Annotated in this window: 24 protein-coding genes; 4 read left to right on the top strand and 20 right to left on the bottom strand. The window is 37.3% G+C overall.

The annotated features are described in order from the left end of the window. Window positions 1–3 precede the first annotated feature (3 nt). The 17 genes from M1E96_RS20310 to cpxR form a co-directional block, all read right to left on the bottom strand. Window positions 4–2,082 carry a polysaccharide biosynthesis tyrosine autokinase gene (locus tag M1E96_RS20310; protein WP_369427308.1) on the bottom strand — a complete coding sequence of 693 codons (2,079 nt, stop codon included), beginning with the start codon at window positions 2,080–2,082 and terminating at the stop codon, window positions 4–6. A gap of 34 nt (window positions 2,083–2,116) precedes the next feature. After that, complete coding sequence (locus M1E96_RS20305; RefSeq protein WP_369427307.1) at window positions 2,117–2,545, bottom strand: protein tyrosine phosphatase; 429 nt, start codon at window positions 2,543–2,545, stop codon at window positions 2,117–2,119. A gap of 5 nt (window positions 2,546–2,550) precedes the next feature. Then, window positions 2,551–3,705 (bottom strand): polysaccharide export protein, encoded by a 1,155-nt coding sequence (locus M1E96_RS20300; RefSeq protein ID WP_014656698.1) that lies wholly within the window; start codon window positions 3,703–3,705, stop codon window positions 2,551–2,553. A 158-nt stretch (window positions 3,706–3,863) separates the two neighbouring features. Further along, entirely contained in the window at window positions 3,864–5,030 is a 1,167-nt protein-coding gene (locus M1E96_RS20295) for a nucleotide sugar dehydrogenase (RefSeq protein ID WP_304557675.1), read from the bottom strand. A gap of 79 nt (window positions 5,031–5,109) precedes the next feature. After that, the gene (locus M1E96_RS20290; protein WP_369427306.1) at window positions 5,110–5,652 is read right to left on the bottom strand and encodes a glycosyltransferase; all 543 of its coding nucleotides are present in this window, start codon (window positions 5,650–5,652) and stop codon (window positions 5,110–5,112) included. After that, complete coding sequence (locus M1E96_RS20285) at window positions 5,627–6,835, bottom strand: IS4-like element ISVsa5 family transposase (protein ID WP_369426974.1); 1,209 nt, start codon at window positions 6,833–6,835, stop codon at window positions 5,627–5,629. The genes M1E96_RS20290 and M1E96_RS20285 overlap by 26 nt, the downstream gene beginning before the upstream one ends. Further along, on the bottom strand, window positions 6,775–7,557 hold the full coding sequence (locus M1E96_RS20280) for a glycosyltransferase (protein ID WP_369427305.1): 783 nt from the start codon (window positions 7,555–7,557) through the stop codon (window positions 6,775–6,777). The genes M1E96_RS20285 and M1E96_RS20280 overlap by 61 nt, the downstream gene beginning before the upstream one ends. A 12-nt stretch (window positions 7,558–7,569) precedes the next feature. After that, the gene (locus M1E96_RS20275) at window positions 7,570–8,577 is read right to left on the bottom strand and encodes an NAD-dependent epimerase (protein ID WP_369427304.1); all 1,008 of its coding nucleotides are present in this window, start codon (window positions 8,575–8,577) and stop codon (window positions 7,570–7,572) included. A gap of 7 nt (window positions 8,578–8,584) precedes the next feature. After that, window positions 8,585–9,460, bottom strand: a complete 876-nt coding sequence (locus M1E96_RS20270; RefSeq protein WP_369427303.1) for an ATP-grasp fold amidoligase family protein — start codon at window positions 9,458–9,460, stop codon at window positions 8,585–8,587. After that, window positions 9,432–10,025, bottom strand: coding sequence for a glycosyltransferase (locus M1E96_RS20265; protein ID WP_369427536.1), 594 nt, complete (start codon window positions 10,023–10,025; stop codon window positions 9,432–9,434). Before M1E96_RS20265 ends, M1E96_RS20270 begins: the two co-directional genes overlap by 29 nt. A gap of 173 nt (window positions 10,026–10,198) precedes the next feature. Further along, window positions 10,199–10,609, bottom strand: coding sequence for a hypothetical protein (locus M1E96_RS20260; protein WP_369427302.1), 411 nt, complete (start codon window positions 10,607–10,609; stop codon window positions 10,199–10,201). Window positions 10,610–10,683: 74 nt separating this feature from the next. Continuing rightward, window positions 10,684–11,748 (bottom strand): glycosyltransferase, encoded by a 1,065-nt coding sequence (locus M1E96_RS20255; RefSeq protein WP_369427301.1) that lies wholly within the window; start codon window positions 11,746–11,748, stop codon window positions 10,684–10,686. Then, window positions 11,745–12,968: an MATE family efflux transporter gene (locus tag M1E96_RS20250; protein WP_369427300.1), complete on the bottom strand. Its 1,224-nt coding sequence runs from the start codon at window positions 12,966–12,968 to the stop codon at window positions 11,745–11,747. The genes M1E96_RS20255 and M1E96_RS20250 overlap by 4 nt, the downstream gene beginning before the upstream one ends. Then, window positions 12,962–13,693, bottom strand: coding sequence for an O-antigen ligase family protein (locus M1E96_RS20245; protein ID WP_369427299.1), 732 nt, complete (start codon window positions 13,691–13,693; stop codon window positions 12,962–12,964). Before M1E96_RS20245 ends, M1E96_RS20250 begins: the two co-directional genes overlap by 7 nt. Window positions 13,694–15,191: 1,498 nt before the next feature. Beyond that, complete coding sequence (locus M1E96_RS20240) at window positions 15,192–16,631, bottom strand: capsule assembly Wzi family protein (protein WP_369427298.1); 1,440 nt, start codon at window positions 16,629–16,631, stop codon at window positions 15,192–15,194. Between the two features lie 488 nt (window positions 16,632–17,119). Beyond that, complete coding sequence (gene cpxA / locus M1E96_RS20235; RefSeq protein WP_070929932.1) at window positions 17,120–18,490, bottom strand: envelope stress sensor histidine kinase CpxA; 1,371 nt, start codon at window positions 18,488–18,490, stop codon at window positions 17,120–17,122. Beyond that, a complete protein-coding gene (gene cpxR / locus M1E96_RS20230; protein ID WP_042846693.1) occupies window positions 18,487–19,185 on the bottom strand; it encodes an envelope stress response regulator transcription factor CpxR in 699 nt (232 codons plus the stop codon). Before cpxR ends, cpxA begins: the two co-directional genes overlap by 4 nt. 154 nt (window positions 19,186–19,339) lie before the next feature. Here cpxR and M1E96_RS20225 point away from each other — a divergent pair, with 154 nt between their 5' ends. The 4 genes from M1E96_RS20225 (at window position 19,340) to M1E96_RS20210 (ending at window position 23,006) form a co-directional block, all read left to right on the top strand. Further along, a complete protein-coding gene (locus M1E96_RS20225; protein WP_070929933.1) occupies window positions 19,340–19,882 on the top strand; it encodes a Spy/CpxP family protein refolding chaperone in 543 nt (180 codons plus the stop codon). 435 nt (window positions 19,883–20,317) lie between these two features. Next, entirely contained in the window at window positions 20,318–21,067 is a 750-nt protein-coding gene (locus M1E96_RS20220) for a M48 family metallopeptidase (RefSeq protein ID WP_140183219.1), read from the top strand. 356 nt (window positions 21,068–21,423) lie between these two features. After that, the gene (locus tag M1E96_RS20215; RefSeq protein WP_272580767.1) at window positions 21,424–22,065 is read left to right on the top strand and encodes a 1-acyl-sn-glycerol-3-phosphate acyltransferase; all 642 of its coding nucleotides are present in this window, start codon (window positions 21,424–21,426) and stop codon (window positions 22,063–22,065) included. Then, complete coding sequence (locus tag M1E96_RS20210) at window positions 22,062–23,006, top strand: phosphatidate cytidylyltransferase (protein ID WP_272580766.1); 945 nt, start codon at window positions 22,062–22,064, stop codon at window positions 23,004–23,006. The genes M1E96_RS20215 and M1E96_RS20210 overlap by 4 nt, the downstream gene beginning before the upstream one ends. A 96-nt stretch (window positions 23,007–23,102) precedes the next feature. Here M1E96_RS20210 and M1E96_RS20205 read toward each other — a convergent pair whose 3' ends face one another. From M1E96_RS20205 to M1E96_RS20195, 3 genes are all read right to left on the bottom strand, one after another. Next, entirely contained in the window at window positions 23,103–23,231 is a 129-nt protein-coding gene (locus tag M1E96_RS20205; protein ID WP_257644857.1) for a type I toxin-antitoxin system Hok family toxin, read from the bottom strand. Window positions 23,232–23,595: 364 nt separating this feature from the next. Beyond that, on the bottom strand, window positions 23,596–23,724 hold the full coding sequence (locus M1E96_RS20200) for a type I toxin-antitoxin system Hok family toxin (RefSeq protein WP_257644857.1): 129 nt from the start codon (window positions 23,722–23,724) through the stop codon (window positions 23,596–23,598). A 365-nt stretch (window positions 23,725–24,089) separates the two neighbouring features. Continuing rightward, complete coding sequence (locus M1E96_RS20195) at window positions 24,090–24,218, bottom strand: Hok/Gef family protein (protein WP_349489996.1); 129 nt, start codon at window positions 24,216–24,218, stop codon at window positions 24,090–24,092. Window positions 24,219–24,585: the final 367 nt, after the last annotated feature.

The following is a 24,585-nucleotide window of genomic DNA, read 5'->3' as shown; positions in this document are numbered from 1 at the left end:
TTTCTAGTACTCATAAACATAATTATAATCGTCTGACTTGGCATCGATACCATTTAAGATCACACCCGTAATTTCGATATCGTTTTGCTTAAAGCGTTTGAGTGATAACTCGACATCTTTTACGGTATTCACACCGTAGTAGGCGATAAGCAATGAGGTCCCAACGTACTTACCAATAATGGCTGAATCGGTGATTGCCAATATTGGTGCAGTATCGATCACGACGATGTCGTATTGACCTTTTACCGTATCAAGTAAACGTTTAAAGCGCTCGCCCATCAGTAATTCAGAAGAGTGCGTGACATTCTTACCGCGACAAATCACGTCGAGGTTTTCAATCACATTGCTATGAATATTTGGCTGGCTAGTATCTGATTGTGAGAGATAATCGGATAGACCTAATTTATTGCTTAATCCAAAGGCTTTATGGATACGCCCTTTACGTAAGTCAGTATCGATTAACAATACTTTTTTGCCTGCATTTGCTAGCACCACCGCCATATTAGAGGTAACAAAGCTTTTACCTACACCCGGTGAAGCACTGGTGACCATAACCAGATTATTACCTTGGTTCATTACCGAGAAGTAAACACTAGTACGCAAAGAACGAATGGCTTCAACCGCCGTATCGGCAGGGTTTTCTAATGCGAGTGGGTGCTTGTTACCTTCTGCAATCAATTTCTTCTCATGGGTAGAGAAAGGAATAGTGGCATAGACGTTGATGCCCAGTGCATCAATATCCTCAGTGCCTTTAATTTTATTATTAAAGAACTCACGAGCAATCACATATGCACAACCCACTATAAAGCCCAGTATTGCAGCTAATACTAAGATTAATGCTTTCTTAGGTGCTACGGCATTCGGTTGAGATTCGGCGGAGTCAATAATACGAACATCAGCAGTGATCCCTGAGTTTAATACACTCAGTTCCTGCTGTTTTGCCACTAATTGATTGTAGATAGCTTGCTCAGACTCTACATCACGGGTTAAACGAACAATTTGTTGTTGAGTGTTCGGCAGTTTTTGAATCGCTTTACTGATTTTCTCTTTCTCACGTAACAGCTGCTGGCGCTTATCAAGCAGTGATTGGTAAGCTGGGTGGTTACGTGTATATAACTGCTGAATTTCAACTTCTTTAAAGGTGAGTTCATTTAACTTTTCTTCGACTTGCAAAGCACTATCAAGGGCGGATTTTGCTTCTAATGATAAGTCGATAGATTCATTCTTTTTGCGGAAAGTGTTTAACTGATTCTCATAGTTATCCAGCTTGGTTTTAATCTTAGGCAGATATTCATCTAAGAATAATAAGGTGTTATTTGTGACTTCTTTTTTACGCTCGGTATTTTGGTCGACGTAATTTTGAATAATACTGTTTAAGATTTGCACGTTTTCGGTTTTATCGGCACCTTTAATGGCCATATTGATAATACCGGTTCCTTTACCCACTTCAGCGATGGCTAAAGTATTACGTAGATCTTCAATGGTTGAATAGCGCGCATTTTTAACTAAGGTAAATTCTTGGCCAGCCTCTGCAACTAAGGATGAAACCAATAAACTAATATCGTCTTGTTTTAAGAGAATACCAACGGTGCCTTCAAGAACTTGACCTTCAATATTGAGAGAATATTTGTTATCACCCAAATAGGTCAACGTCGCAGGCTTTCCAATAAAGTCTTCAGGAACTAAATAGAGAGCCACGACAGCATCGGTTTTATCACCCCACAGCTTATCAAAAAAGCCTGCCGGTGCGATTTGAGTATCTAAATTCAGGTTAGTCACGGTTTTGCCCAGCACCATTCGTGACTTAATGACTTCAATTTCGGAATCGACTTGGCCGCCACTGCTGGCTAATGGCATAATTTCACTCATTTGGTCAACAAGAGAAACTTGGCTGGCTTTGTCATATTGCAGTGTCGCATTAGCTTGATAGATAGGAGTCGCTAAAAAACTGTAAGCTGCTGCAACCAAAATAAAAAACAGAGTAAAAAAGCCGATTTTAAGATAACTGGACTTTAATACTTTAAAAAGCGCCAGCAGATCGATCTCGTCCGAGGCAGGGGAGCTATTTTTTGTCGTGTTCATAATCAGTTAAATGCTAAGCCTTCCAAAATTAAAATTAAATTTTCCCTTGCCACTGTATAACGGCTTTTTCCATCAGTTGATAAACATGTTCAAACATTTCATCACTGCGTTTATGCGGATCTGGGATCTCGGTTTTATTAAGCCACTGGCCGAATAACATGACTTTGCCACGAGTTTCGGGAAACTGTTGATGGATCCTATCAATATGATCGTTTTCCATCACTAGGATTAAGTCTGCTTCTTTACACAATTCGCTGGTTAAACGTCGTGATTGATGATTGTCTAAACAGAGATTATGTTCCTGTGCAATGCGGATAGCACTGTCGTAGGCGGGGCGATTGTCTTTGGCAATAATGCCAGCAGAGTGTACTTTTTTATTGGGGAAATGGGCCTGTAATAAACGCTCCCCTGTGGGGGAGCGACAGATATTACCCATACAAACAACTAGGATATTGTTAAACATGACGATTACCAGTCGTGAATACGTTTTGTACCTTCAGTTAACTGATTATAGGTCGCGATGGTTGGTAGTAATTGGGTGATCAGACGGTTCCAACGTACCACAGGCGCGGCGGTAACATAGACCAGATCGTATGGTTGTAGTTTAAACTCTGTACCCATCACCATTGCCGTAGCGTCGGATAAATCTAACTGATACACCGCTGCCATTTTTTTCGGTAGCAACGCATCAAGCTCTTTATCACCCGAGGTTTGATTTTTAATTGGACGGATAACAAATACACCAGTTGCATTAGCGGTTGTTTGATCGGTACCCCCTGCTTTACTCAAGGCTTCAGTGATACTCATACCTGCACGATCAATAGTCAGAGTATTTGGCTGGCCGACTTCACCCATCACAAATACTTTTTGGCCGTCGTTGCGTGGGACATAAAGTGTATCACCTGGGATCATCAGATAGTTTTGGGTCATATCGCCATACTGTACCAATGATTGCAATGAGAGCTTAATTTCTTTGCCATTACGGGTCAGCACGACGTTATCCCAATCGGCTTTTTCGGTGAGGCCGCCCGCGTTATTAAAGGCTTCCAGAACGGTCAGAGGGATATTGGTAATTGGCAATGTACCTGGTTTTGCGACCTCACCAGAAACATACATTTTTTGTGAGCGGAATGCCGCAATACTGACATCCACTTGCGGTGATTCAATATAGGTAGCCAGTTTACTGCTAACTAAATTACGGATCTCCGACAGCGTTTTGCCAACAACTTTCACGTTACCGATATAAGGGTAGTAAATGGTGCCATTGGAATGAACCCAGTTACCTGAGTCGGCAGCGCTACGGTAAGAACCCGCTGGAATAGTTAATTCAGGGTGATCCCACACAGTGATGGTTAATACGTCACCCACACCCACACGGTATTCATAGGTTGAAAGTTGCTTTTCAAGTGTAGGGTTTGGTTTGGCGATCACTGGAGCCACGTACATCTCATCTAACAGTTTTGGTGAAATCGGATAGATATCCACAAATTTAGAGATATCACGATCGCCAGTGTCGACGACATTTTTGCCTGATGTAGACATATAGACACCAGGAGTAACGGTACAGCCGGTGAGCAAAATGCTGGCTGCGAGTAGTGTAAGTGGGAGACGCTTACTAAGCACAAGACCATCCTATGATAAAAAATGTTTAGATAAGGTATAAGTGATGGGTTGCTATCATCATCCCACTTATACGTGTACGTGTTTAATATAATTTTTTAGGTAGTTTATAGCGAAGGTAAATTTTTGGCAAAAGCAGAACGATAAATTTAGCCTATCGCTTAATCATTGCCAAACAGATCACGTGTATACACTTTCTCTGCGACATCTTCGAGTTCAGGCACCATCCGGTTGGCTAAAATAATATCGCTATCGGCTTTGAATGCTTCAAGATCACGGTACACTTTTGAACGGAAAAATTCGTCCTCTTTAAGCACTGGCTCATAAACAATCACTTCAATGCCTTTGGCTTTGATGCGTTTCATCACACCTTGTACCGCCGAGGCTCGGAAGTTATCCGAACCCGCTTTCATCACTAAACGATATACCCCGACTTTACGTGGCGCTTTGGCAATAAGAGCATCCGAGATAAAGTCTTTACGGGTACGGTTAGATTCCACAATCGCATTAATGAGGTTATTCGGTACATCGTCATAGTTAGCCAGTAGCTGCTTGGTGTCTTTCGGCAAGCAATAACCACCGTAACCAAATGAAGGGTTGTTATAATGGCTGCCAATACGTGGGTCTAAAGACACCCCTTCGATGATTTGACGTGCGTTCAAGCCACGACTCTCTGCATAGGTATCTAATTCATTGAAATAGGCCACACGCATCGCTAAGTAAGTATTGGCGAATAATTTAATCGCTTCCGCTTCAGTGCCATCGGTAAACAACACAGGGACATCTTTTTTGATAGCGCCTTCGAGCAGCAAATCCGCGAAGATTTCCGCTCGCTCAGAGCGTTCACCCACCACAATGCGTGATGGGTACAAGTTATCCCACAGCGCGCGGCCTTCACGTAAAAATTCAGGGGAGAAAATCACATTGGTGTAGCCAAACTCTTCACGCAGGCGCTCAGTAAAGCCAACAGGGATGGTGGATTTAACAATAATGGTGGCTGCTGGGTTAATTTTCTGCACATCATGAATGACTGATTCAACTGACTTGGTATTGAAGTAGTTGCTTTTCGGGTCATAGTCAGTCGGTGTGGCAACAATTACATACTGTGCGCCCGTATAGGCTTCAACAATATCTTGGGTGGCACGGAAATTGAGTGTTTTTTCACGCAAAAACTGTTCAATTTCGGTATCGATAATCGGCGATTGCTTATTGTTCAGCATCGCCACTTTTTCAGGCACGATGTCGACGGCCACCACTTCGTGGTTTTGTGACAGTAACATGGCATTGGATAGACCGACATAGCCTGTTCCGGCAATTGCGATTTTCATTATGAATCCTAAAAAATATTAGAAAGAAGTAGTAAATTAAATTTTCTTATGAAGAAATGTAGTGTGCGTGTATATCTAATTATTTTAAGCAGTCATTTATTGCAGCTAAATAACGACTAATAATAATTTGTTCATTAAATTCATTAGCCATTTTTGTTCGACTTTTCTGCCCCATTTGTAAACGTTTGTCATGAGGCATTTCAATAATTAACTCCATAGCAGCGATTAAGCTCTCAGTAGAGCGTGGTTCACATAAGAATCCATTGGCTCCATGTTCAACAGTCTCTCGACAGCCAACATTATCAGTAGTTACAATGGGTTTACCCATAGCACCCGATTCTAGCAATGATTTAGGAACACCTTCTCGATAGTAGGATGGTAAAACCATGCAATCCACTTTGGCGATTTCTTTTTCAACAGAATCTGAAACGCCTAGATAAGTAACAATTCCTTCATTTACCCAAGATTGCATTTCTAATTCAGTGATTGCGGAAGGATTATTTACTCCTAAAAATCCAAGTAAACGGAATTCTACTTTTTGGCCATATTTTTGTTTTAAAACTCTAGCTGCTGCAACATAGTGCTGAGAGATCCCCTCATAATTTCCCCAAAGCGTAACCATGTTTGAATAGATTTTGAGTAAGCAGGGTTGCAGCCACGAGTAAGTCTTCCCTTGTTATTGTGTAGCCAGAATGCCGCAAAACTTCCATGCCTAAGCGAACTGTTGAGAGTACGTTTCGATTTCTGACTGTGTTAGCCTGGAAGTGCTTGTCCCAACCTTGTTTCTGAGCATGAACGCCCGCAAGCCAACATGTTAGTTGAAGCATCAGGGCGATTAGCAGCATGATATCAAAACGCTCTGAGCTGCTCGTTCGGCTATGGCGTAGGCCTAGTCCGTAGGCAGGACTTTTCAAGTCTCGGAAGGTTTCTTCAATCTGCATTCGCTTCGAATAGATATTAACAAGTTGTTTGGGTGTTCGAATTTCAACAGGTAAGTTAGTTGCTAGAATCCATGGCTCCTTTGCCGACGCTGAGTAGATTTTAGGTGACGGGTGGTGACAATGAGTCCGTGTCGAGCGCTGATTTTTTCGGCCTTTAGAGCGAGATTTATACAATAGAATTTGGCATGAGATTGGATTGCTTTTAGTCAGCCTCTTATAGCCTAAAGTCTTTGAGTGACTAGATGACATATCATGTAAGCTGCTGATAGGTTTCCAGTTTTCCGCTCCTAGGTCTGCATATTGTACTTTTCCTCTTACTCGACTTAACCAGTACCAACCCAGCTTCTCAACGGATTTATACCATGGCACTTTAAAGCCAGCATCACTGACAATGAGCGGTGTGGTGTTACTCGGTAGAATGCTCGCAAGGTCGGCTAGAAATTGGTCATGAGCTTTCTTTGAACATTGCTCTGAAAGCGGGAACGCTTTCTCATAAAGAGTAACAGAACGACCGTGTAGTGCGACTGAAGCTCGCAATACCATAAGTCGTTTTTGCTCACGAATATCAGACCAGTCAACAAGTACAATGGGCATCGTATTGCCCGAACAGATAAAGCTAGCATGCCAACGGTATACAGCGAGTCGCTCTTTGTGGAGGTGACGATTACCTAACAATCGGTCGATTCGTTTGATGTTATGTTTTGTTCTCGCTTTGGTTGGCAGGTTACGGCCAAGTTCGGTAAGAGTGAGAGTTTTACAGTCAAGTAATGCGTGGCAAGCCAACGTTAAGCTGTTGAGTCGTTTTAAGTGTAATTCGGGGCAGAATTGGTAAAGAGAGTCGTGTAAAATATCGAGTTCGCACATCTTGTTGTCTGATTATTGATTTTTCGCGAAACCATTTGATCATATGACAAGATGTGTATCCACCTTAACTTAATGATTTTTACCAAAATCATTAGGGGATTCATCAGAACATAGTGTCCAACCCCTTTCTCATAAAGCATCCTTGCGATTAATAAGAATCGAACAGTACCATCATCAGGAGCTTCCGATACTTTAAAACGATTTAAATCGACACCAGAACCGGGGAGCCGTTCTGTAATATCTTTTGAGGCAAATCCACCTTTTAAAAAAAGATCTCGATCATCTTCATTTTGAAAAAAAATCTTAGATGCTTTTTTTTGACTTATTTTATATAGTTTACGTGCGATTTTGGCGGATAAGTTTTCATCAATAAATAAAGTTCCTAATCCTGCAATATTATTTATGACTTTAATATTCAGTAGTGAAGCTGCAAGTGTTCCATATATATTGTTTTTTGGGGTGAAATTTAAAACACATTTAATTGAATGTGTCTTAAAAAGACGATAAAAATTTAGAGTGGTGTAAATATCTTTTAAAGGATTTTTTCCACCTTGGTCTATTGATATGCTTTCAAATAAACAACCTAAATTTTTCAGGCGTTCTGAATAATCATCTGTTGGCGCTATTGCTAATACCTTATATCCAGAATTAATTAAACTCTTTATAGTATTTTGCCTAAAGTTATATAAGTACCAACTTGTATTAGCTGTTATGGCAATCATGAAAATAAAACCTTACACATTGTAATATTCTTTATACCACTTAACTAAATTAGCAATACCTTCTTTTATATTAACTTTAGGTTTATATCCAGTGATATTAAATAAGTCTTGGGTATCAGCAAAGGTTTTATATACATCTCCTGGTTGCATTTCACGGAAATTCTTTTTAGCTTCGATACCTAGTTCTTCTTCTAATGTTTTAATGAAGTCCATAAGATTAACGGGTGCACCATTTCCTATATTATAGACTCTATAAGGAGCTGAACTTGTTGCAGGAGAACCTGACTCTACCGTCCAGTTATCATTTTTTTCAGGAATAATATCAGAAACACGAATAACGCCTTCAACAATGTCATCTATATAAGTAAAATCGCGCCACATATCACCATTATTATTTATATCAATAGGTTCACCATTGATAATTTTTTTAGTAAAAATAAATGGTGCCATGTCTGGGCGTCCCCAAGGGCCGTAAACAGTAAAAAATCGTAGCCCAGTTGTGGGAATGTTGTATAAGTGCGAATAAGAATGAGCCATCAATTCGTTCGATTTTTTCGTGGCGGCATATAAAGATACAGGATGATCGACAGAGTCAGATGTAGAGAATGGCGTTTTTTTATTAAGTCCATAAACTGAACTTGATGAAGCGTAAACTAAATGTTCAATATTGTAGTTTCTACAGCATTCAAGAATATTTAAAAAGCCAACTAAATTACTATTTGCATATGCATGCGGGTTTTCTAATGAATACCTAACGCCTGCTTGAGCAGCTAGATGGATAACCCGATCAAATTTATTATTATGGAATAAAGCCTCCATATTTTTTTCAGATGAAATATCAAGTTGAGTAAAATAAAAATTATCAAATGTATTTATTAGTTTTAAACGGGATTTCTTTAAATTTATATCATAATAATCATTCATTGAATCTAATCCAATGACAGAATGGCCTTGTTTTAGTAATTCATAACAAATTTTTGCACCGATAAAACCAGCGGCGCCTGTAACTAAATATTTCATAGATAAATCACTCTTCCCAATATGAGCCTAGTTCATAATCTGCACTTTTTGGATATATTGGCTCCCAGCCACTTCCATGACAAAATGTCATTTCTCCAAAATAAATTTTTCCATCACAGTTATACAGATCTACACGTACGTATTCAAAATCTTCAGATAAACAAATTGCTAGCTGTAACATTTTCCCTAGATTTTCTGGGAACATGAAAGTCGTCTCAATTTCATCATATTTAGGCTGTATTTTGAAATTGGCTTTCTTACCATCAATAGTATAAATTGATCTCTTATGATTACTAAATCTATCAGAATCTATCTGAATAAAAATCTTTTGTTCGTTACTGTTAAAAATATGAAATTTGTAATCATTAGGGACACGACCATTTTTATCTTTAATCAGTTTTTCGAATAAAATTTTTGGTTTTTGTATATCATAAAAGGGTTCATCTATTTTAGAACCTATTTTTTCATTTAAATATTGGTTGAACTTATTACAAATACTATTAAGGTTTAACTTGTCTTTATTTTTTATTATTAAAACATTTTCTCCACCACCACCATTAGATGTTTTTAAAACAAACTCATTTGGTAAGTTATCAAAATCTTCAGCATGGATAAAATCTTTAGCTTTAATTAGTGGTATTAAATACTCATTCCCAATTTTCTTTTCGACATACTCTCTTACTGTATATTTATCTACAAGTTTAGATAGTGTATACGGATTAGTATTTAATTTTCTATAGATTATTTTTTCAGAGAAGGTTTTTGGATTTTTAAAATTTGGCCAATATTTATGAGTTAAAATAAATCTGGAATATATGTATATTTTTTTTCCAAATATTATTCTAATAATATCTCTAATGGTGTTTTTTATTTTCTTTTTCATATTTACTTATTTGTTTAATGAAATTATTTAAATAATGGTTATATGAGAAGTTGTCTAGTATAAACTTAATTTTTATTTCTCGATTTTTTTCTAAATGACAGGCAGTATTTAGTAACTGTTCAAACTGATAAGGAAACATTGTATCTGAAGCACAATTTTGTGTTACAAATCCTAGATTATCATTTTTGATTATATCATAAATCCCATCAACTTTTGATGATATAACAAAACATCCTGCTGACAAAGCTTCAATTATAACTCTTGGTAAACCTTCTTTATGACTAGCGAAGAGAAAAATATCAGAAGCAAAAAGATATTCATAAATATAAGGAGTATGCGGAATGAGTGATATATTCCCCGTCAAATTTAGTTCTTTTATTTGTTTGATAATTTCATTATAGTACAAATTATCTATGTCTGATGTGGGACTACCTAATATATATAAATGTTTATTTTCTATTTTTAAATTAGAAAAGGAGTTAATAATGGATTTTTGATTTTTCCTTTTACAGATACTCCCTATTGTTATAAAAACTTTGTCATTGATCTTATGGTTAAACTGTATTTTTTTTAAGTTTTTCTTATCAGGAAGATTAAATCCAGTATGTACAATGTTAAATTTAGAAGAGTATCTAATTTTTTCATTTTCAGAAAAACATGAATAACAATCGTTAGATATTAATATGATTTTGTCAGATATTCTGGCAGCTATATAGGAAACTAATTTTACTCGGTCATTTATTCTAACATACCAAACAATTTTTTTTTGTTCATGAAAATGCTAGGCAAAAAAAATAAAAATGTCCTAATGTCATTAATGCAAACAACATCATATTCTTTAAGTGAGAAACTAAATATTGATTTACACCATAGAAAACATAATGAGAATAAATATAAAATTTTATGGTATATCTTTAAGTTTCGACGGGATAATAATAATATATTGGGTACATTAAATATATTGACATTTAGTCCATCATCTTTTGCTTTTGATGATAAAAGACCATCTTTAGTAGTTATGATAGTAACATTATATCCTTTATTATGTAAACCGTTAGCTAAGCTTAACATACTCTTAGGTGCTCCATAAAGACCACTATGGTAGCTATCTATGAAGGCAATTCTTTGAGTTTTTGTTTTTGAATTCATTATATTATGTTCTCGAATTATAGCTATAAGTTGACTTTTTTAGCTAATTATCATTAGTATCAAGTAGCTAATGACTATAACTTATTTAAATAAATATTTATTAGTTTATTGTAGTTATATTCTATATCAAAGATATCTACATTTATCTCTAATTTACCTTTTGTTTTTTTTATATTTATGATGTTATCAAGCCAAGAGTTCATATTATCTAAATCTATGTAATTTATGATATTAGATATTTTAGTTGAAGTTGGAACATTTGTGGAAGCAATAATAGGAACACCTGCTAGTTGACTTTCAATAGCAACAACACCAAATCCTTCGTGAAAGGACGGAAATAATAGAATATCAACATTTTTTTCTAAAAAAGAAATTATAGAGCTTATACCACCTAAAAAAATAACGCGATCTTGTAAATTTTTTTCTAATACTAAATTCTCTAGCTCTGTTCTTAATGATCCTTCTCCTGCAAGTACAAGTTTATAACGGGATGATAAATTTGAAAGTAAGTTAATAGTGAACTCATGATTTTTAACGCGCTCAAGTCGCCCCACAGAACACAATATGATATCACTTTCAAGCCAATCTCTTTCTTTTCTTATATCTATATCTGATTCTTTTCCTTTCAAATTTATGCCACATGCCATAACAGTTACATTTTTTTCGAATAAATAATTACTTTTTGATTGCTCACTAACAGCTATTTTATGTGTGGAGAAAAATTCCATACATATTTTTAATAACATAGAACTCATTCTTTTAATAGGAGAAAAATGTTTACTATTACGATTGCTATGTATGTGAGATATTCTAATTGGAATTTTTAGTAAAAAACCAATTAGTGATATGATACCATTTGTATAACTAACATTAGAGTGAATTACATCAAACTTATATCTCTTAAGTGTTGAGTATAAATCTTTCATATAGATAAGTTTATTATTTTTACTTGAGTTAACTCGTAATATTTTAACGCCTTTATCTATAAGCTCATCTTCCAATGCTCCTTTGTGAGGTTTATCAACAAGAATATATATTTCTAGGTCAGTTCTCTTTTCTAACATTAAGGTTGTTAGATCTCTTAACCAACATTCTATGCCTCCAATATCAAGCTGTCCGGTGATAAATAAAATTCTCATCCTTCACGACCTTTAATTGAATAAATTGTTAAAAGTATAATAGTTAGTATGGATACAATTAAAGATGATAACACTGCACCATTAGCTCCTATATATAGTATTGAAAAATAACTTAGGGGTATATTAATTATGAGTATTATAAAGAATAGGATTGGTTGATATTTAATTCTTCTTCGTGCAGTATTAATATTACCAAACACAAGTGCTAAAAATATAAATGGTGCTATCAGAATGATCTTGCTATATAAATCAGAGTATTGAATAAATTCTGTGTTAAATATCAGTAAAAAAAGTAAATCTTTGAATAAAAAGGAGAATGTGCAAAATAAAAAAGAAATTAAAATGGTAAAAATTACAAGCGTTTTTGTTATATTTTTAAATACATCATGATTATTATTATAGTATGCTTGAGCCATTTTAGGCGTGAACGCTTGGCAAACTGATTGAACAATAATTTGAGCAACTGTTATTATGTACATGAAGCTACCAAAAGCACCTAATTCTACCAAGCCTGAATGTTTTTCTAACAAAAGTCTTGGGATACTGGTATTAAGGGATATTAATAATGCAGTTATCGCTAGGGGAAATGATATAAGGGTGAGTTTTTTTAAAGCTGAGAATGTAATGCTTTTTTTATTAAACTGAAACTTATATTTACGATAGTCATAAAATATAAAAACTACTATAGATGATATAATGTAAGTCAGTAATGCAATATTTAAACTTTTTGTGAATAAATATGCTAATAAAAATAAAACCCCATTACTAATGGCTCTACTTGTTCGTGATACAGCGATCATTTTCATTGTGTCTGACCGCTGATATTCTCCATAAAAAATATCGAAAAGGCAATCAAACAGCTTATATACAGATAACAATATTACTGAATAAAAATAAGTATCATTAAAAACAAAAATAACGGATAAAATTAATGCAATTATTGAAAAAATAAGTCGTAAATTAAAGTATGTATCAAAGCTAAATTTCCTGGCTGTATCTATTACGATATAAGATCTAAGTCCTCCTTGAGCTAACATAAACAATGGATTTAATATTGCCAATGATAACGTAAAAATGCCGACATCATTAGGTGTTCCCAGTTTATTTATTATAATAAGTATACACCATTGAGAAAATGAAAAAGATAGGTTACCTATCAAAGTATATGTAGCGCCTTTAAAAATTTTCACATTACTTAGAAGTTTAGACAATATTAGCATAGTTCACACTTAACTGTATTTTTTATTTTTTTGTTTGAAAAATTTCTTATAATAATAAAAAAACTACAAAGAAAAAATAATGTTAAAGGAGTAATTCTTATACTTTCTAATATAGAGTAGAAAAAGTAATAAATATACATTCCGAGTAAAAAGTAATACTGTTTCTCATTATAATTACCTTTTGATAGAAAAAGCATTATTGGATAAATGATGAGTGTTGAGAAGAAAAAAAATGCGGAAATAATACCAAAATTTACTGCGTATGCTACATATGTATTATCTACTATAATAAATGATGGAAGTAGTGATGGTGATAAGTATTTTAGGTAATCTAAAGCCCCTAAGATATATTCGGCTCTACCATTTGTAATATTATCACTACCTTTACGACTAAACTTGTCTATTATGGTGGAGTTTATTATTTCACTAATCACTGGTAATAAAATAAAAGTACTGAAAATAATACATATTATTAAGGTAATAATTAAAGTGTATTTAATATTAATTCTGTTCTTTAAATAAAAAGGTAGTATAAATAATATGGATATTAATGGTGATAGTATTGATGTTCTACTATTGCTGTATAAACAAAGTGGAATGATTAAAACAAATGAAATAAACGATAATAATAATTCTATTTTTTTTTCATAAAATAAAAAAGAATATAGGTTTAAAAATAGGGGCAAAGATAATACTAAACCTAAAGAATTGGGATTATCAAACATTGCAGAAAATCCCACATATAGAGATGATGAAAACTCCATATATATATATATACAGATTAAAATACTAAAGGTCGAGAAGTAAATGATAACTTTTGATAGATTGTTTATTAACCATTGTGCTGTTATCACTGACATTATCATAATAAGTGTCAACTTTGCCAAGGATAATAAACTATCTAAACTTGGTTCAAAAAATATTGAGAAATAAGCAAAAAATAATCCCAATAATATATTAAAGGAATAGAATAGAGCATCTATTTTTATTTTTTTATTTTTTTTTATAAAATAAATAAATATGATTAATAGGCAAGAGACAAAGAAAATAATATTCGCAAAATTATAATTCTTTAGCTTGTCAAATATTAAGATGAGATAAAAATTTATATACAGTAATGGTATCAATATATTGTTGATTGAAGAGGTTGAAATTTTCATTAAGTTTTATCGTTCTTTAATAGAATTAAAATAATTTCACAGTACTGTATTTCAAATACCCATAGCTACCGCACTGGGTTGTCGGGTCCCAGAGCACCATTGAATTCTGTAGTCACGCTTATTAATTGAAAATGTTACCTTTTTCCGTAACTGGTCAATTGATAAGCATTTCTTATCATTTTATACTCGCGAAAGAGTATGCCTCTGCGCTGACACGGTCAAGCAAATGCGCCTAATAATAGCATTAAATATAGGTCGTGACTATTGGTGTAATTGTCTTAGAGAATAGTCTTATTTATCCAGTCAATTATATAACTTCTTTTAAATTATTATGTTATGCGTATTCTAATCATCGCTTGCCGAAAGTCTGAAATTTTATTTTAGGGCTGATGAAAATAACCTTATATTTTATCGAGGTATTCTATTTATTGACGCTAAGTATCTATTGGCACATTAGTACCGTGTTGATTTAAGTTAAATAACTTAGAGAAACATAATTATTGTTCATTAATTGTGTTTCAAACGCGTAAACAGTGTTTTATTAATAAAAAACAACTATAAATTATCTGAAAACAATTAATAAGCGTCTAGAGTAAATTAATTTTACCGACGTTTATTGTCTTTTATGTCGATATAATGAAGTGTAGTTGGGGGGTGAATAAATAACAACACGGTACTCGTCATACTTCAAGATACAGGGGTGTTGACTGCGCTCAACTAGCCGAGTCACATAGTTATCTATGCTCCCCGCCTATCTTCGCTTGTCGCCTACCTGTATCTCGAATTATTTAGAGTATCTACTCGTCATACTTCAAGATACAGGGGTGTTGACTGCGCTCAGCTAGCCGAGTCACATAGTTATCTATGCTCCCCGACTATCTTCGCTTGTCGCCTACCTGCATCTCGAATTATTTAGGGTATCTACTCGTCATGCTGCAAGTTGCAATGTTCTCTATTGAGGTGTGGCAACTGTACTCAGTTAGACGGGGCACACAGTTTACTTATGCTCCCGGACTATTTTGACTTACCGACTACTTATAATTCGAATTATTTAAACCAAGTACTACCACTTAAATGGCAGGGTAACCATAACGGATGCACCCACGTCATCACGTGTGTTGTAATCTGATTGAGAAACCCAGACTTTAGTATCGGTATTAACTCGGTCATCAAAGTTATGCCACCAACCTAAATCAATACCTTTAATGGTTTCGGATCTTGGATAGGCTTTATTTTGTGGATAACTTTCTTTATTGACCTTGGCATACACTAAGCGAGTGCTGACACGGTTATCATCATCAAGGGTATATTCTACTTTCCCTGATATCATACGACCGTCACCGCCCATCGCATGGCCTAGTGGGGCACCTTGTTGGTAATAACCGTCTTTATAAATAAAGTGACGATACATCACGCCATTTTTATTCCACTCGGTATGCGTATTGGCGCCTTCAATATACCAGCTCAGAGGTTGACCCCAAGCGGTGTGATAACCTTCAATACCGCCCATGAACGCATTTTTCGATGGGAACATGCCAGCTTCGTCTTCACCGATCATTTGACCATAAATACTGACAGGTAAACCAATTAGCGGATAAAGTTTAATTTTTGCATCTAGGCCAGCAAGTTGGTTACCTGGGTCATCATTAACATCGCCCGTATTATCTCTACCAGCCATGGCATTCCAGAACGAATTCCAGTTATTTGGACGGCCTTCACCACCCCACATGACTACACGTGAACCGCCCAATTCAAAGAAGTCAGTTGGGTTCATGGTCATACGTAGGCCAATCAATTTAGTATGCGGCTGTGAGGAGTACTGTTTAATTTGTCCTGCGGTTAGCTGATATTGCCATGAGCCAATCCATGAAAGCCAAGGCGTCTCAAATGGGCTTTGGTCAGCACGCTGTAGTAGGAAACCTGTTACTGGTCTTGCAGCGTCAGTACGAATTAAGCTGCCATCATGGCCAGGCCCCCACCATTGAGGGATCTCACCAAAACTTATCCATTGGTTCCACACTTTAACGCCGCCATAGGAGCCGTTTAGGTTGTAGTCGGAACCATTTTCAACTCGCAGTGCGCGTTCCGCATTGGCTTTTAAATTTAAATCAACATCATCAGTGCTGTAGTTACCCTCAACGGTGTAGCGGAAGTCGCTGTATTCGCTTTGTGCGAACCCTTGTGGCATTGGTGATTTACCCGTTGATAGGTAGGTTTGTAGCTGAACGCTGTTTTTAGTGCGGTTGAGCTGTTGTTTGATACGTTGAACAAGAGCTTCTTGTTCATTATTGGTGATATTGGCGTTATTTAATGCGCGGGTAATTTCTTCTGAAGATAACGGCCAAGTCGAAAGGCTAATTTGGATAACGTTCCGTTCTGAGAGCCACGCAAGATCGTTTCTTAAGTTGTTGTCTGGAAGAACTAGTCCACCCGCTAGTGTGCTGCCACTCATTGCACTCAATAACGTTAGGATGGCTAGTTTGGTCAACTTGATATTTTTCATTGATGAATCCATTGAGTTGAGTCGTCTAATTTTTTGTGTTTTTATGAAAAAAATATGCAAAATATTAATTTAATGCAGCACACGAATTTAGTGTGGTAATACCCACGCTAACATTACCCTTATATTCGTTGTGTTGATTAGGTATGCGTGCTTCGGCCTTTTTATAATAGGTAATCTATCTGTAAATAAAAAGCAGAATATCAATATATCAGACAAACGGCATTTTCTAGATATCGGTATAACGATATAACTCTAAATACGATTTATTAGAATTCAGAGGTTAAGTGTTATTTTGACAATTATTCCGTGTCTATTTTTTCTAAATAACTTTTATTCTTGATTAAAAAAGTTATTTAGTTTGGTGTGTAATAAATATCAGGAATATTGCTTAGGTTGAAATTAATACACTGTTAATGATGTGTAATAAAATAAGGCTTCTTCAACTTAATATTCAAGAAGCCTTAAGTTAGATTTATGATTGAGTGGCGTTAGCGCCCATGTTCAGGAAGCCAAATTTGCAAACGTAGCCCCCCTAATGGGCTATCATCGGCTTTCACCCAACCTTTATGCTGTGAGATGGCAGTTTCCACAATGGCAAGGCCTAAGCCAGTGCCTCCGGTCTCTCTATCTCGTGCTTCGTCTGTGCGGTAGAAAGGGCGGAAGATGTGTTCACGGTCGGCTGGGCTAACGCCAGGGCCATCGTCGTCAACAGTGATTAGTACACCATTGTTTTCTTCTTTGAAATCGACAGCGATATGAGTATTTGAGTAGCGCAGTGCGTTACGGACGATGTTTTCAAAGGCACTACCAATCGCCGATGGATTGCAATAGATAGGCCATGAGCCCGGTGGTGATGTGACATCAAGGGTTTTATTCATCTGTTCCGCTTCGAATTTTGCGTCTTCTAAAATATCGCCCCACAGATCATCAGCCTTAATGTTCTCCCTTAAGATTTCATTTTTGTGCTGACTGCGTGATAGTACGAGTAAGTCATTGATCATGCTATCAAGGCGGTGGGTTTCGGTTTCAATACGCTCTAATTCTTTACTTTCACCATGCCGACGGCGTAATAAAGCTGTCGCTAATTGCAAACGCGTCAGTGGGGTTCTCAGTTCATGAGAGATATCAGAGATAAGTCGCTGCTGGGCACTCACCATGCCATCGAGAGCGCTGATCATTTGGTTAAAACTGTTCCCCGCAGATAAAAATTCTTGAGGCCCCGCTTCCAGTTCTGGGTGAGGCCGTAAGTTGCCTTTTGCGACATCATCTGCTGCCATTTTGAGTTTGCGCGCAGGGCGGGCAAGGCTCCAAGATAGCCAGAGCAATAACGGGGCACTGATGAGCATGGTGGCAATTAACAGTAAGAATGGCCGGTCAAACAATAAGTTGATAAAGTCAGATTGTGGGCTATTTGCAGGACGAACTAAATAGAGTTGGTAATGGTCTTCACCATCGCGTATGGAAAAAGGGCCTAAGATTTCGGCACGACCATACTTTTTCTTTTTAGGGTGATCAGCATTGTCTGATTGCCCAATAAAATTACGGATAACTTGCATTTCACTTGGCATCGCACCAATAACGCGTCCTTCGCTGGTCACAATAATGAGACGTTGGCCAGGGGGCGCCCATTTTTTGATGGAATTGGAAATTCGCCTCCACCAAAGTAGGTCGTTCATCGGTGCTTGTGCTAGTTCAGCTTCAATGTGCTGCTCAAGCATTTCCCCTTGGCGTTGCTCACTCTCCATAAGGACAGTGAGCTGCCTAGAGTCAAGCTTGGGCACCATCAGCACTAGCATCAATACTAGTGCGAGGGTGAACCAGAAAATCGCAAATATCCTTGCGGTTAAGCTATTTATCATGTTGCAGAAACCATTAAGTATCCACGACCACGCAAGGTTTTAAACCAAGGTTGGCCATCTGTTCGTTCTGGCAGTTTACGACGTAAGTTTGAGATGTGCATATCAATCGCACGGTCAAACGGAGTCAGACGTTTTCCGAGTACTTCTTGGCTTAAATGTTCTCTTGAAACGACTTGGCCAAGGTGCTGCGCTAATAAATACAGTAAGGTGAACTCAGTTCCGGTTAAATCAAGGATTTCATTATCGAAACTGGCCTCTTGACGGCCTGGATTGAGTTGTAGCTTATCCACTTGCAGAACAGGTGTATTGCTATTGTCCCCTTGGGTTTGCTCACTCCAATTTGAACGGCGTAGTAGCGCACGAATACGGGCAACTAATTCACGGTCATTGAATGGTTTAGGAAGATAGTCATCTGCACCTAATTCAAGCCCTAATACTTTGTCGAGTTCGCTACCGCGTGCGGTCAACATAATGACAGGGGTTTGGTGGATCTGACGTAGTTCTTTTAAGGTCTCAATGCCGTTTTTCTTTGGCATCATGACATCGAGTAATAATAGATCAATGGATGAGTCAATCTGTTGTAAAGCCTGTTCACCATCATAGGCGATGACAACGTTGAAACCTTCCATTTCGAGCAGTTCTTTTAAGAGCGACGTGAGTTCACGGTCGTCATCAACTAATAGGATTTTATGCATGTGTTTAAGTCCTCCAACTGCCAAAATACGATAACAATCTTCACGATTCCATGACTTTACGTTCTTTTACATGCTCTGACGCTAGTTTGCAGCCACCAGCGTATAGTTATCCACATTGAATCACGAGCACTGTCCGAGAACAAGGAGTATTGGAATGCAAAGAACTTCACAAACAACAGTCAAGTTAGTGTTAGCTTCTGCATTTATTATCGGTTCAGTGACGGCTTTTGGGGATACACCAGAAAGTGTTCAACAAACTGGTGATACATCTAGCCCGCTAATGCTACAAATGCAAAATGAGTCTGCATCTTCAGTGCCTGTCATGACTCAACTTCAACACTATGAGTTGTTTGGTAGTGAAGAACGCACAAGTACATTTATGTTTAATGGTATCACGTTAAATGAAAAACAGCGTCAGCAATTGCGTGATTTAATGGCAACTCAGCGTCGTTATCAATTTGATAACCCAGTTTCTGTGCAAGAGCGTGAAGCACTGCACAATCTAATTGTCGCGGACGACTTTGATGAAAAAGCCATTCGTGAACAGTTAGAAAAAAGTTTGCAAAAAGAATTGAATCAGCGTGTTGAAATGGCTCGAATTCATCATGAATTGTACCAGTTATTAACACCTGAGCAGAAAGCCCAATTAGAGAAGATACATCAACAAAAAATGTCTCAGTTTCAGGCTTTGCAGTAACGAATTCTTTTGATCTAAATTCTCTTGATCGTAGTAGTGAAGTAGCAATAAGTGAAGTTTTTCCTTGCCATAGACACCATCCCTGTCTTTTACAGCCCCTTTTAGGGGCTATTTTTTTGCTGGTCGTCATGTTTGCATTATCGATTGTGACTTTGTTGGCTTGTTAATCCCCCCATGTTTGTCTTGCCTGATATCTTATTCATCTTGCATTTTAAGCCATTTATAAAATATTATTTTTTGCAATTATTGAAATTTCAGTGAATTATTTGAGATAGTATGACTTATTCTGCTAGCGATTCTGCTATTTGAATAGAAATCAGATAAAATTCGTATGATGAGTATTATCTCTCTATATTCCTATTGTTATTTTTTTCAGAATTTATAGTCTTTAACGCTTAAAAAAATAGTTGTGTGTATTGCAAAGGAAAAAATATTATGAAAATGAAGGCACTTGTTGCAGTCGCTGTATCAGCTGTCATTTTGACTGGGTGTAAAAATTTAGATCAGGGCATGCTAACGAATTCAGGTATGCAACTATTTCAAGCTGCTACATTAACTGATAGCGATGTGAAGCAACTAAGCGACCAATCATGTAAAGAGATGGACGCTCAAAATAAAATCGCTCCTTCTTCTAGCAAGTATTCAAAACGTTTAGACAAAATTGCTAAAGCGCTAGGAAATGAAGTTGATGGAACACCTGTTAACTATAAAGTTTATATGACTGATGATGTTAACGCATGGGCTATGGCAAATGGCTGTGTACGTGTGTATAGCGGTATGATGGATCTGATGAATGACAACGAAATCGAAGGTGTTCTTGGTCATGAAATGGGCCACGTTGCGCTAGGTCATTCACGTAAAGCAATGCAAGTTGCTTATGCAACAGTTGCTGCACGTACAGCCGCTGCTTCAGCAGGTGGCGTGGTTGAACAACTAAGCGCATCACAAGTTGCTGCTTTGGGTGAGAAATTGGTTAATTCTCAGTTCTCTCAGCACCAAGAAAGTCAAGCGGATGATTTCTCTTATGACCTGTTGAAAAAACGCGGTATTAAAACCGAAGGTTTAGCAACTAGCTTTGAGAAACTAGCAAAATTAGGTGGTAGTGAAAGCAGTATGTTTGATTCTCACCCACCATCAGCGGAGCGTGCTCAGCACATTCGTGAGCGCATCGCCGCAGACAAGTAATCTGTATTTGTTAAAGCTATTCAGTCGTTACTACTACTGAAGTTGTTGACGAAGCGGGATAAAAACATCGTTTTTCCCGCTTCGTGTTACCTGTCGAAAATTAATGAATTGATTTCCTAATCTATTGTAAGAACTGTAGTCACTGCCGCCAAACATAACAGGTTTCTTGCTACCACTATTCTCTTTTGTTCCCTTCCAGACTTATTTCTACTTATTTATCTGAGAGTATCCTCTCAAAAAAAGTGAAATCAGACCTTCCTTGTTGTGCTCTTTAGTGGGGCTATATATCTTTATTTTTGTAAAAGAAAAATAAGTATTGATAAATAAAAATAGAAAACGTGTTGCAAGGAATAAAGATGGAAAAACCACAAAGAATTTCTTTGTTAGCAAAAGGTATGGGGATGTTATTGTCGTTTACTTGTCGACTATTAACAGGGGTAAGAACACGTTGGGTTGGGTGTCAGCCAACAATCACTTCACGGATTTATTATGCGAATCACTCTAGTCATTTAGATGGGTTAGTTATTTGGGCGGGGCTACCGCCTTTAATGCGCCATGCGGTTCATCCTGTTGCTGCTAAAGATTATTGGGATAAAACGCCATTTAGGCGTTATTTGGTTAATAAAGTTTTTCGCGCAGTATTAATTGATCGAAAAGGGGATGGCCCAGCCAAAGAAAATGTATTAGAACCCCTTGAAGCGATATTAGCAAAAAGTGAGTCACTGATATTATTTCCTGAAGGAACCCGTGGAGATGGTGAAGAGCTGAGTCATTTCAAAAGTGGTATTTACCATCTCTCTAAAAAATACCCCAATGTTGAAGTGGTACCTGTATATCTTGAGAATTTAAATCGTGTTTTACCAAAAGGCTCAAAATTGGTTGTGCCAATTATTTGCTCTGCGGTTGTCGGTCAACCTTTAGCGCCATTAGCGGAAGAAGAGTCTAAAGCCGAGTTTTTACAACGAGCAAAACTTGCTTTAGAGGAGTTGATGCCATGAGTATTTGGGATAGCGAAATAGCTTTATTGTTATCAGGTGTTTTCAGCATCCTGGTTGTGGCAAGTATTATTGGTGGGATCCTTGCCTATCGTTATTCAGGGGAAAAGAGTAACCCAACAATTGATAATTTAAATGCCAGAATACGTGCTTGGTGGTTAATGTGTATTGTGTGTGTATTGGCTGTAGTGATTGGTAATATCGGGGTTGTTATCTTATTTGCCTTGATCTCCTTTTTTGCTTTGAGAGAGTTTATTACTTTAGCACCGACAAGGCGTAGTGATCACGAAGCGTTGTTTTGGTGTTTCTTTATTTTTCTCCCTCTGCAATATGTGTTAGTTGGGATCCAATGGTATGGCATGTTTTCAATCTTTGTTCCTGTATTTGTGTTTTTATTTTTACCAACCCGTATTGCAATAGCAGGAGACACTTACCATTTTCTTGAGCGTACTGCCAAAATTCAGTGGGGAATGTTAGTCACTGTATTCTGTTTAAGCCATGTACCTGCATTATTGATGCTAGATATTAAAGGCTACGAAGGTGAAAATGTAAAACTGCTATTATTCCTTATTGTCGTGACGCAACTTTCAGACGTTTTACAGTATGTATTTGGTAAGCTCTTTGGCAAACGCCCAATTGTGCCTAAGTTGAGCCCGAATAAAACGATAGAAGGCTTTTTAGGTGGGATACTGTCTTCTGTATTGATCGGGATCTGCTTGTATTGGGTTACGCCATTTAACTGGTGGGTTGCGGGGTTAATGTCTCTTGCAATTACCTTAATGGGGTTTGTTGGTGGATTGTGTATGTCTGCGATCAAACGAGACAGCGGCATTAAAGATTTTGGAGCCATTATTGAAGGACATGGCGGAATGTTAGACCGCATTGACTCATTATGTTTTGCCGCCCCTATTTTCTTTCATTTTACGCGTTATTTTTATACCTAATACTAGGTTGATTGAAATCTAAAGACAGGGTGCTTGAAGCCTAACTTTAACATTTGAAAGAGAAACAGCAGAGGGAAAACTCCCTCTGCTCAGCAACTACCTCGGTTCGTAATCGAGGGTTGCTTGGACTACAGTGTGACCACTGGTGATATGCAACGAGCAGAGCTTGTCGCGTAACATCGATGATAAACACAGTACAGTGATACATACTGTCAGTATCACCATAAAGGCATACTTAGTCATTTCTCCTTGACCTCTTATTGGCTAAGAGGCACAATCTCAAGTGTCGAGTTTGAGATGTGTGCCCCGTTGGTTGAACATATTCACTAACGGGGCTTTCTCATTTTTGGCCCAGACTGCATGCTTGAACCAAAAAGGATCAAGCACCCACCGAAAGCCTATCAAAATTAAATTCCTTCTGCATTTTGACATTGTGATTAGCACAGTTGAGCCCGCATTTTATGATGATGGCACTACCTCTTATGGGGGAATGTGTTGTGGATTGAACTGGAAAAGACAGGGTGCTTGAAGCCTAACGTCAACATTTGAAAGAGAAACAGCAGAGGGAAAAGCTCCCTCTGCTCAGCAACTACCTCGGTTCGTAATCGAGGGTTGCTTGGACTACAGTGTGACCACTGGTGATATGCAACGAGCAGAGCTTGTCGCGTAACATCGATGATAAACACAGTACAGTGATACATACTGTCAGTATCACCATAAAGGCATACTTAGTCATTTCTCCTTGACCTCTTATTGGCTAAGAGGCACAATCTCAAATGTCTGGTTTGAGATCTGTGCCCCGTTGGTTGAACATATTCACTAACGGGGCTTTCTCATTTTTGGCTCAAACTGCATGCTTGAACCAAAAAGGATCAAGCACCCACCGAAAGCCTATCAAAATTAAATTCCTTCTGCATTTTGACATTGTGATTAGCACAGTTGAGCCCGCATTTTATGATGATGGCACTACCCCTTATGGGGGAATGTGTCGTGGATTGAACTGGAAAAGACAGGGTGCTTGAAGCCTAACGTCAACATTTGAAAGAGAAACAGCAGAGGGAAAAGACTCCCTCTGCTCAGCAATTACCTCAGTTCGTAATCGAGGGTTGCTTGGACTACAGTGTGACCACTGGTGATATGCAACGAGCAGAGCTTGTCGCGTAGCATCGATGATAAACACAGTACAGTGATGCATACTGCCAGCAGTGCCATAAAGGCATACTTAGTCATTTCTCCTTGACCTCTTATTGGCTAAGAGGCACAATCTCAAATGTCTGGTTTGAGATGTGTGCCCCGTTGGTTGAACATATTCACTAACGGGGCTTTCTCATTTTTGGCTCAAACTGCATGCTTGAACCAAAAAGGATCAAGCACCCACCGAAAGCCTATCAAAATTAAATTCCTTCTGCATTTTGACATTGTGATTAGCACAGTTGAGCCCGCATTTTTATCTGTATTTTTAACCCTAATAGGGGATATCAGTTAAGGCGACCCGTTCCTAATATCTGTGTCACTCATAAGGTTAAGCCCTCATGAGCGATAAATGTTATTATTTAGAGTATAAGCACTTAATTTCTGT

The sequence above is a fragment of the Providencia sp. PROV236 genome (assembly GCF_033676985.1).
GTDB lineage: Bacteria > Pseudomonadota > Gammaproteobacteria > Enterobacterales > Enterobacteriaceae > Providencia > Providencia manganoxydans.
Note: the sequence above shows the minus strand (reverse complement) of the source record. Positions and strands in the feature narration are given on the sequence as shown.